At 67.0% G+C, this 9464-nt stretch carries 8 protein-coding genes; all 8 read right to left on the bottom strand.

Translation table 11 applies throughout. The features are described from left to right. Window positions 1–313 (bottom strand): isocitrate/isopropylmalate family dehydrogenase (locus QZ609_RS09195; protein WP_295493592.1); only part of this gene is annotated, 313 nt, incomplete at its 3' end. A 30-nt stretch (window positions 314–343) separates the two neighbouring features. Continuing rightward, window positions 344–1993: an ABC transporter ATP-binding protein gene (locus tag QZ609_RS09190; RefSeq protein ID WP_295493583.1), complete on the bottom strand. Its 1650-nt coding sequence runs from the start codon at window positions 1991–1993 to the stop codon at window positions 344–346. A 2-nt stretch (window positions 1994–1995) separates the two neighbouring features. Next, window positions 1996–2889, bottom strand: coding sequence for an ABC transporter permease (locus QZ609_RS09185; protein WP_295493589.1), 894 nt, complete (start codon window positions 2887–2889; stop codon window positions 1996–1998). 22 nt (window positions 2890–2911) lie between these two features. Next, window positions 2912–3868 (bottom strand): ABC transporter permease, encoded by a 957-nt coding sequence (locus QZ609_RS09180; RefSeq protein ID WP_295493579.1) that lies wholly within the window; start codon window positions 3866–3868, stop codon window positions 2912–2914. A gap of 37 nt (window positions 3869–3905) precedes the next feature. Then, a complete protein-coding gene (locus QZ609_RS09175) occupies window positions 3906–5525 on the bottom strand; it encodes an ABC transporter substrate-binding protein (RefSeq protein ID WP_295493576.1) in 1620 nt (539 codons plus the stop codon). A gap of 75 nt (window positions 5526–5600) precedes the next feature. After that, window positions 5601–6890, bottom strand: a complete 1290-nt coding sequence (locus tag QZ609_RS09170; protein ID WP_295493573.1) for an FAD-binding oxidoreductase — start codon at window positions 6888–6890, stop codon at window positions 5601–5603. 35 nt (window positions 6891–6925) lie between these two features. Next, window positions 6926–7591 (bottom strand): haloacid dehalogenase type II, encoded by a 666-nt coding sequence (locus QZ609_RS09165; RefSeq protein ID WP_295493570.1) that lies wholly within the window; start codon window positions 7589–7591, stop codon window positions 6926–6928. A gap of 206 nt (window positions 7592–7797) precedes the next feature. Further along, a complete protein-coding gene (locus QZ609_RS09160; protein ID WP_295493567.1) occupies window positions 7798–9279 on the bottom strand; it encodes an aldehyde dehydrogenase family protein in 1482 nt (493 codons plus the stop codon). Between the last annotated feature and the right edge of the window lie 185 nt (window positions 9280–9464).

The following is a 9464-nucleotide window of genomic DNA, read 5'->3' as shown; positions in this document are numbered from 1 at the left end:
TGATGTACTGGTCGAACTCGCGGCGGAACTTGAGCAGCGAGCCCCACAGCGAGATATGGTCGGGCACCGTGGCGGGCCAGCCCACCGCGCCGAAGAAGATCGCATCCATGCCCTTGAGCTGGGCCTTCCAGTCGTCCGGCATCATCTTGCCGTGCTGGAGGTAGTAGTCGCAGCTCGCCCATTCGATGTGGTGGCACTCCAGCTCGAAGCCGAAGCGCTCGGCCGCGGCCTGGATCACGCGCAGGCCTTCGGGCATGACTTCCTTGCCGATGCCGTCTCCGGCAATGATCGCGATGCGGAAAGCGGGGATCATGTCGTTCCTTGTCTGGTTCATCTTGTGCATTCAGGCGGAGAGGGCCGCAGGATGGGGTATCGCGTGGTCCCGCTCTTCAAGCCAGCCCTGGCGCAGTTCAGGCACCGAGGCGGCGAGCTGTTCGTAGTACGGATGATGCGGGCCGCGATCAAAGTCGGCACGCGCCACCTGCGTGAGCTTGCGGCCGTGCTGCATCACCACGATCTCGTCGCACACCGCGCGCACGGTGTGCAGGTCGTGGCTGATGAAGAGGTAGGACACGCCCAGATCGCGCCGCAGGTCGGCCATAAGGTTGAGCACGGCCGCGCCCACCACGGTATCGAGCGCGGAAGTCACCTCGTCGCAGAGGATCAGGTCGGGCTCGGCGGCCAGGGCGCGGGCCAGGTTCACGCGCTGCTTCTGCCCGCCCGACAGCCCGCCGGGCAGGCGCTGCGCCACGCTGTGCGGCAGCCGGACCAGATCGAGCAGCTCGCGGATGCGCCGCTGCAGCGCTTCGCCCTTTAAGCCCTTGTAGAACTGGAGCGGCCGCGCCAGGATGCGCTCGATGGTGTGCGATGGGTTGAGCGCCGTGTCGGCCATCTGGAACACGATCTGGATACGGCGCAGCTCCTCTTTCGTGCGGTTGGCGAGCATCGGCTTCAGCTCCCGGCCGGCGAAGGTCATGTTGCCGTGACACGGCGCGATCAGGCCCGCGATGGCGCGCGCCAGGGTGGTCTTGCCTGAGCCCGACTCACCGATCACGCCGATGGCCTGCCCCCGATAGAGCTTGAAGTTGATGTCGTCGAGAATGCGCATGGCCGGTTGGCCCTGGGCATCCACCGGCCCATAGCCCGCGCCCAGCTCGTGCACGTCGAGCAGCAACTCGCCCTCGCCCATGCAGCGCTCCGCCGGGCGCGGTGCGGGTCGGGCTGCGGCCAGCAGGCTCTTGGTGTAATCGTGGTCGGGCGTGGCCAGGATATGCGCTGTCGGGTTCAGCTCCTGCATCTGGCCGCCGCGCAGCACCAGGATATGGTCGGCCATCTGCGCCACCACGGCCAGGTCGTGGCTCACATACACGGCGGTGGCGCGGCGCTCGCGCACCACGCGGCGGAAGGCGCGCAGCACCTCGATCTGCGTGGTCACGTCCAGCGCCGTGGTGGGCTCATCCAGGATCACGAGGTCCGGATCGGTGATGAGCGCCATCGCAGCCATCAGCCGTTGCAACTGCCCGCCCGACACCTGGTGCGGGTAGCGCTCGCCAATGGTCTCCGGATTGGGCAGCGCGAGCTCGCGGAACAACTGCACCGCCTTGGCCTCGGCCTCGGCGCGCGTCATCGTGCTGTGGATGCGGGTGGGCTCGACCACTTGGTCCAGGATGGTGCGCGACGGATTGAACGAGGCCGCCGCGCTCTGCGCGATATAGGCCACGGTGCGCCCGCGCAGGGCGCGCTGCTCGGCGGGCGGCAGGTGCAGGACATCGATCGCGCCCGCTCCTTTGCCGATCCGCACACTGCCCCCGGCGATGCTGCAACCATGGCGCGCGTAGCCCATCAGCGCCAGCGCGGTGGTGGTCTTGCCGGAGCCCGATTCGCCAATCAACGCCAGCACCTCGCCGGGCTGGATGGCGAAGCTCAGGTGGTCCACCAGGGTCTGCTCGCCTGCGGTGATGTGCAGGCCTTCGACAACAACGGATGCGCCCATGATCAACGCCCTCCGCGTTCGCGGGCCGCGCGGCCCGGCAGGTTGTCGATGACGAGGTTGACCGCGATGGTCAGGCTCGCGATGGCCAGCGCCGGCACGATGACCGACGCACCTGCATCGGGCAGCGCGCCGATGTTCTCGCGCACCAGTGATCCCCAATCGGCCGAGGGCGGCTGGATGCCCAGGCCCAGGAAGCTCAGGCTGGCCAGCAGCAGCACGACGTAGACAAAGCGCAGGCCCAGGTCGGCCAGCATCGGGCCGAGGATGTTGGGCAGGATCTCGCGCAGCATGATGTACCACGTGCCCTCGCCGCGCGTGCGCGCCACGGTCACGTAATCCAGCGCGTTGATGTTGACCGCCAGCGAGCGCGCGATGCGGTAGGCGCCCGGCACGTAGATGATGGCCGCCGTCAGCACCAGCATCGTCACCGACGAGCCGAAACCCGCCACCATGATCAGCGCGAACATTTTGCTGGGGATGGCGGTGAGCGTATCGAGCACGCGGCTCAATGCGGCATCGACGAGCCCGCCCATGGCCGCTGCGAACAGCGCCAGCACCGTGCCCATGCCGCTGGCCAGCAAGGTGGCCACCAGCGCCACGCCCACCGTATAGCGCGCGCCTTCCACCACGCGCACGAACATGTCGCGCCCGAGGTAGTCGGTGCCAAACCAGTGGGCGGCGCTCATGGGCCCGAACACATCGCCGTTGCCGTCGCCGCTGGTGATCAGGTGGGCCGGCAACAGTGCAGGACCGACCACCGCCGCCAACAGCCAGAACAGCAGCACCGCGAGGCTGATCAGGCCCATTGCGCCAAAGCCGCTCAGCACGCGCCGTATCCGGTGGCGCGACACCGGTGTCGCGGCTGGTAGCGGAGGGGAAGAAGGCGTGGATTCCATCGTCAGGCTCTCGTTCATGGGATCAGCGGTAACGCAGGCGGGGGTTGGCGACGATGCCCAACACGTCGGCCGTGGTCACCAGCAGCAGGTAGCCTGCGCAGAAGATCATGGCGCAGGCCTGCACCAGCGGCATGTCGCGCTGTGACACGCCATCGACCATCAGCTTGGCAATGCCGGGGTAATTGAAGATGGTCTCGATGATGATCACACCGCCCAGCAGGTACGACAGCGACAGCGCCACCGCATTGGCGATCGGCCCCACCGCGTTGGGCAGCGCATGCGCCAGCACCACGCGCATGGGCGATGCCCCCTTCAAGCGCACCATCTCGATGTAGGGCGCCTCCAGCTGATCGATGACCGCCGCGCGGCTCATGCGCATCATCTGCGCCACGATCACGCAGCACAGGCTCAGCACCGGCATGGCAAAGGCCTGCAGCATCTGCCCGAGCGATGCGATGTCGTTCACGTACGAAAGCGCGGGCAGCCAGTGCAGCTTGACCGCAAACACCAGCACCGCCAGCGTGGCCACCAGAAACTCCGGCACCGACACCACGGCCACTGCAGCCGTGGAGGCCACGCGATCGAACCACGAGCCGCGCCACACCGCCGAGGCAATGCCCAGGCTCAGGGCGATCGGCACCGAGAACAGCGCGGTCACCGCCGCCAGCAGCAGCGAGTTGGGCAGGCGGCTCGCCACCAGCTCCGCCACCGGCATCTGCGTGGTGGTCGACTGGCCCAGATCACCGTGCGCGATGCCGCCCAGCCAGTGCAGGTAGCGCAGCGGCGCCGGCACATCGAGGCCCATCTGCGCGCGCAACGCGGCGAGCGCCTCGGGCGTGGCGTCCTGGCCCAGTTGCTCCTGCGCGGCGTCGCCCGGCAGCACGGCGGTGATCGAGAAGACGATCACCGACACCGCCAGCAATGACAGCAGCGCCAGCAGCACGCGCCGGGCCAGCAGCTTGAGAATGACGCGATTCATTGAAAGCCCCTTCAATGCAATGCCGGCTGCAGCACCGTCAGGCCTCGAGCCAGACGTTCTCGGCAAACGAATAGCCCATCAGGCCGCCCAGCGGAATCGGCGAGAGCCCCTTGAGCTTGGACGTATGCCCGTCGATGCTGGCCAGGAACAGCGGAATGCCGATGCCCGCCTCGTCGTGGATCAGGGTCTGCATATCGGCATACATCTGCTTGCGCTTGGCCACGTCCGTCTCGGCGCGGGCCGACATCAGCAGTTGGTCGAACTTCGGATTCTTCCAGCGCGACTCGTTCCACGCCGCATCGGATTTGAAGAACTGCGTGAGGATGGTGTCGGCGCTGGGGCGCGGGTTGACGTTGCCGAAGCCCACCGGGCTGCTGAGCCAGTGGTTGGACCAGTAGCCGTCGGCCGGCATGCGTTTGATATCGAGGTCCAGCCCGATGCGCTGCGCGGTCTGCTGCAGCACCAGCGCAATTTCCACCGAATATTGGGCGGCCGGCGATGCCACCACCGGAATCTTGCCGCTCACGCCGGACTTCTGCAGGTGGAACTTCGCCTTCTCGATATCGAATGGGCGTTGCGGCAGGTCTTTGAAGTAGAAGCGGTTGGTCGGGTCGATCGGCTGGTCGTTGGCGAGCACTGCGTAGTCCAGCGCGATGGTCTTCTTCATCTGCTCGCGGTCGAACAGGTACTTCATCGCCAGGGCGAAGTCCGGGCTGGCACCGGGGCCCATATCCTTACGCATGATGAGGTCAGAGTACTGGCCCGATTGCGTGGTGAAGATGGAGTATCCGGGCGTGCTCTTCACGCGTGCCACTGCGCGCGGGTTGACCGAAGCCACCAGGTCCATCCCGCCCGAGAGCAGTGCGTTGACGCGCGCGCTATCGTCGCCGATGCCGACGAACTCGATCTCGTCGAGGTAGGGCTTGCCAGGCTTCCAGTACGCATCGTTGCGCACCACCAGCGTGCGCACGCCGGGCTTGAACTCCTTGATCTTGTAAGGCCCAGTGCCGATGCCGGCGCTGAAGTCGGTCGTGCCGTCCTTGACGATGTGGAAATGGAACGTGCCCAGGATCACCGGCAGGTCGGCGTTGGGGGCGGTTAGCACCACCGTGACTTCGTTCGGGCCGGTGGCCTTGATGCTCTCGATCTGGTCGGCCAGCACCTTGGCCTTGGAGGCGGTGGCCGGGTCCTTATGACGCATGACGGAGTACACCACGTCGGCCGGGGCCAGGGCCTTGCCGTCGTGGAAGGTCACGCCCTTGCGCAGCGTGAAAACCCAGGTCTTGGCATCGGCGGTGTGGTACGACTCGGCCAGCGCGGGGCGCGGCGTGAGACTGCCGTCGAGCACGAACAGGCCGTTGTAGACCATGTTGCAGCGGACGTAATCGTTCTGGTTCGACTGCTTGGCGGGGTCCAGCGTGTCGGTGGCAGCGGCGGTGGCGGCAGCCACGCGGATGCGCCCGCCACGGCGTGGCGTCTGCGCGTAGGCACTCACGGCGGTACCCGCCAGGCTGCCGGCCAGCGCGGCCTGCATACCGCCCGCCATCAGCATCTTCAGCACGTCGCGCCGCGAGGCACCGCGCTTGAGCGACTCCATCACACGCAGGCTTTCGCTTGGGCCAACAAGGGTCTCGAACTCTTTACGGCTGTCGCTCATGGTGGGGCTCCTGATGGATCTGAAAAGAAAACAGCGAAGACTGCGTTGCGATAGGAAGAAAATTGGCCAGGAGGCTCAACTGAACCGGTCCTTGAGCTGGTAGTACATGCCCACCGCCGGCAGGAACCACGGCGGGCCGAAGTGGCCGGGAATGGCGCTCCATGCGCGATCACGCCACGGGTTGGCGGCAGCGTCGCCGGCCATCACGGCAGCCATGCGCTCGCCCATATGCACAGACATTTGCGTGCCATGGCCGCTGTAGCCCATCGAATAGAACAAGCCGTCGTGCTCGCCGGCGTGGGGCAGCCGGTCCTGCGTCATGTCGACCAGGCCGCCCCAGCAATAGTCGAGGCGGACCTGACCGAGCTGCGGGAAGGTCTCGGCCAGGCCGGCGCGCAGGATCTCGCCGCTGGCGGCATCCTGCTGCGGGCTGGAGACCGCAAAGCGCGCCCGGCCGCCGAATACCAGCCGGTGGTCCGGAGTGAGGCGGAAGTAGTGGTGAATATTGGCCACCGTCACGTACGTGCGGCGTGCGGCCAGCAGCGCGTGAGCACGTTCCGCACCGAGCGGCTCCGTAGTCACGATAAAGCTGCCGATGGGCACGATGCGCCGGCGCAGCCAGCCGAAGGTGCCATAGCCGCCGTGCCGTGAAGCGCCCGTCGCGAGCAGCACCTGCTTGGCCTGCACCGTGCCGCGCGCCGTGTGCAGGCGGTGCACTTGACCCTGCACGCGCTCGATGCGCTGCACGCAGGTGCGCGTGTGGATCTGCGCGCCCTGGCGCTGCGCAGCCAGCGCCAAGCCCTGCGCAAAGCGGCCCATGTGCATCTGGCCGCTGCGCTTGTACAGCAGGCCGCCGTGGAAGCGCTCGCTCTGCACCTCGGCGCGCACGCGGGAGGCGTCGAGAATCTCCACGTCGGTGTCCACGCCGTCGGCAATCAGGCGATCGGCGCTGCGGCGTAGCGCATCCATCTGATGCGGCTTGGTGGCGAGCTTGAGCTTGCCGTTGCGTTGGAAGTCACAGGCGATACCTTCTTCGCGCACGATGCGCTCCACCGTATCGACGGCGGCGTCATAGGCGTGATACCAGGCGCGGGCGCGCTCCACGCCCACCTTGGCAGCCAAGTCGGCATAGTCGACGGCCAGGCCGTTGTTCACGTGGCCGCCATTGCGCCCCGACGCCTCGGGCGCCACGGTGTCACCCGCCTCCAGCACCACCACGCTAGCGCCGCGCCGCGCCAGCGCCAGGGCAGCCGATAGCCCGGTAAAGCCGCCACCGACGATCGCCACATCCACCTGCGCCGGCAGATCGTGCGCTTCCAGCGCCAGCGCCGGCACCGAATCGGTCCAGTAGGAGTCGAGCTTCATTGTGGCAGTGGGGGCGGGATCGTAGTGCATGCCGTTCAGAGACCGACGACACCCGGCAACCCGCCGATGTCCTGGATCTCGGTATAGCGGTACGCCGGGTTGCCCGGGCCGTGGCCTCGGTTGACGAACACCTTGTTGACGATGCCGATGTCGTCCGCCGACATCAGGTCGTAGCGCAGGCTCGACGACACGTGCAGCACGTCTTCCGGGTTGCAGCCCAGCGAGTCGAGCATGTATTCGAAGGCCTTCAGGCGCGGCTTGTAGGCCTGGGCCTGCTGGGCGGTGTACACGCGGTGGAACGGCGCACCGAGCATCGCCACGTTCTTCTGGATCTGGTCGTCGGCGGCGTTCGACAGGATCACCAGCGGGATCTCCTTGGCCACCTTGGCCAATCCCTCTGGCACGTCGGCATGCGGGTCCCAGGTGGGCACCGCGTCGTAGTAGGTCTGGCCGTCGGCGTCGAAGTACTGGATCTTCCACTTCTTGCACAGGCGGCGAACGGCGTTCTTGAGCACGACCTCGTAGGGCTGCCAGTCGCCCAACACCTCGTCGAAACGGTAGGCGGTAAAGTCGGCGATGAACTGCTCCATCTGCTCGGCCGGGATGCGGTCGGCAAACAGCTCGCGCGTCAACTCGCCCATGCGGAAGCGCGTGAGCGTGCCGTAGCAATCGAAGGTGACGTACTTGGGGCGGAAGGTCATGGTCTCGGGTCCTCGGGTCCTTGAAGTGCGACGCGCTTATGCGGTCTCGGCAACAGGGTTATGACGAAATCATTGAAGCACGCAGGCTCGCAGCGGTTGTAGGGAAATGCAGGGCCCTACGTCAGAAAGCTGCTGTTTGCAATGGGGCCTGCGGCATGCCATGCGGTCTGCACCGCTGGCGTGCCCAACGCGCCACGGCTGCACCGCTAATGCGCCGCAGCAAAATCGATCAGCACACTTTTGAAGCGCAGGTTGGCCTCCACGGCCTGCCGCCCGAGGTCCTTGCCGATGCCCGATTGGTGGTAGCCGCCGGTGGGGATAACAAAGTCTGCGCTGCGCCCATAGCGGTTGATCCACACCGTGCCGGCGGCAATGCCGCGCATGGCGCGCAGCGCGCGTCCGATGTCGGCGGTGTGCACGCCAGCCGCCAGGCCGTAGTGTTCGTGCGCGGCCAGCGCCAGGCCCTCTTCCTCATCGTCGAAGGTCTGCACGGTCAGCACGGGGCCGAAGATTTCTTCCTGCACTGCAGGGTTGTCCGCATGCACGCCATCGAGCAGCGTGGGTTGGAAGTACGCGCCGCCCGGGCCGTCTCCAAACAGGCCGCCGCCACAGCGCACCTCAGCGCCGGCATCGCGCGCACGCTCCACAATGTCGAGGATGCGGGCTGCCTGCGCGTTCGAGATGATGGGCGGCAGCGTGGCGGTGTTGTCCCAGGTTGCACCCGGCCGCAGGGCGGCAAAGCGCACTCCGATACGCTCGATCAATGCCTGGGCAATGCCCCGCTGCACGATCAGCCGCGAGCCTGCCACGCACACCTGCCCCGCGTTGCCGGTGATGGCACCGGCGATGATTCCGGCCAGCCGGTCGATGTCCGGCACGTCATCGAACACGAGCTGCGGGCTCTTGCCGCCCAGCTCCAGCGTGACTGGCTTGGGGCCGTGCGATGCGCACGTCGCCATGATGGCGGCGCCTGTGCGGGTCGATCCGGTAAAGGTCATCTTGGCGATGCGCGGATGCCGCGTGAGCGCATCGCCCGTGGTGCGGCCGTCGCCTTGCACCACGTTGAACAACCCCGCCGGCACGCCGGCCTCGACGGCCAGCTCGGCCAGGCGGATGGCGGAATACGGTGTCATCTCGGACGGCTTGAGCACCACCGCGTTGCCGGCGGCCAGCGCCGCGCCCACCTTCCACGACACCATCACCAGCGGGAAATTCCACGGCGTGATGGCGCCCACCACACCATACGGCTCGGCCACCACCATGCCCAGGTGATCGTGCCGCGTGGCGGCCACGTCGCCGCCGAGCTTGTCGGCATATTCGGCAAAGAAGCGCAACCCCTCGGCGGTGAACGGCACGTCCCACGCAGCCGCATCGTGCACCGGGCGCGTGGAGCACACGGCTTCGAGCGGCGCCAGGTGCGGGATGTCGGCTTCGATCAGCTCGGCCCAGCGGCGAAGCACGCGGGCCCGCTCGCGCGGGGCGCGGCGCGCCCAATCGCTGGTGCGCCAGGCCTGCCACGCGTTCTGCACGGCGGCGTCCACCATGGCGGCATCGGCCAGCGGCAACTCGGCATGCACCTCGTTGTCGGAAGGGCGCCGCACGGCGATGCGACCGGCATCAGGCACAAGCTGCCCGCCGATGAAGTGGCCCGAGGGCACGCGGATGGTCTGAGGGTCGAAAACTGGCACGAGCGTCGGCACAAGTTGGCGGGGTGCCGCAGGCCGGCACCCGTATCGAAATAAGGTCATTGATGCTAGGCAGGAAGGCTCGGCATTTGTGTTCGTAACCGCGAGCGCCACCGCATCGAATTGCGAAACCGACACCCTCGGCAGACGATGCTTGCAAATTGCGGGCAAACCCGAATTCGTTCTGG

The sequence above is a fragment of the uncultured Ralstonia sp. genome (assembly GCA_913056305.1).
Lineage (GTDB): Bacteria > Pseudomonadota > Gammaproteobacteria > Burkholderiales > Burkholderiaceae > Ralstonia.
This window is presented reverse-complemented; position numbering and strand designations above follow the sequence as displayed.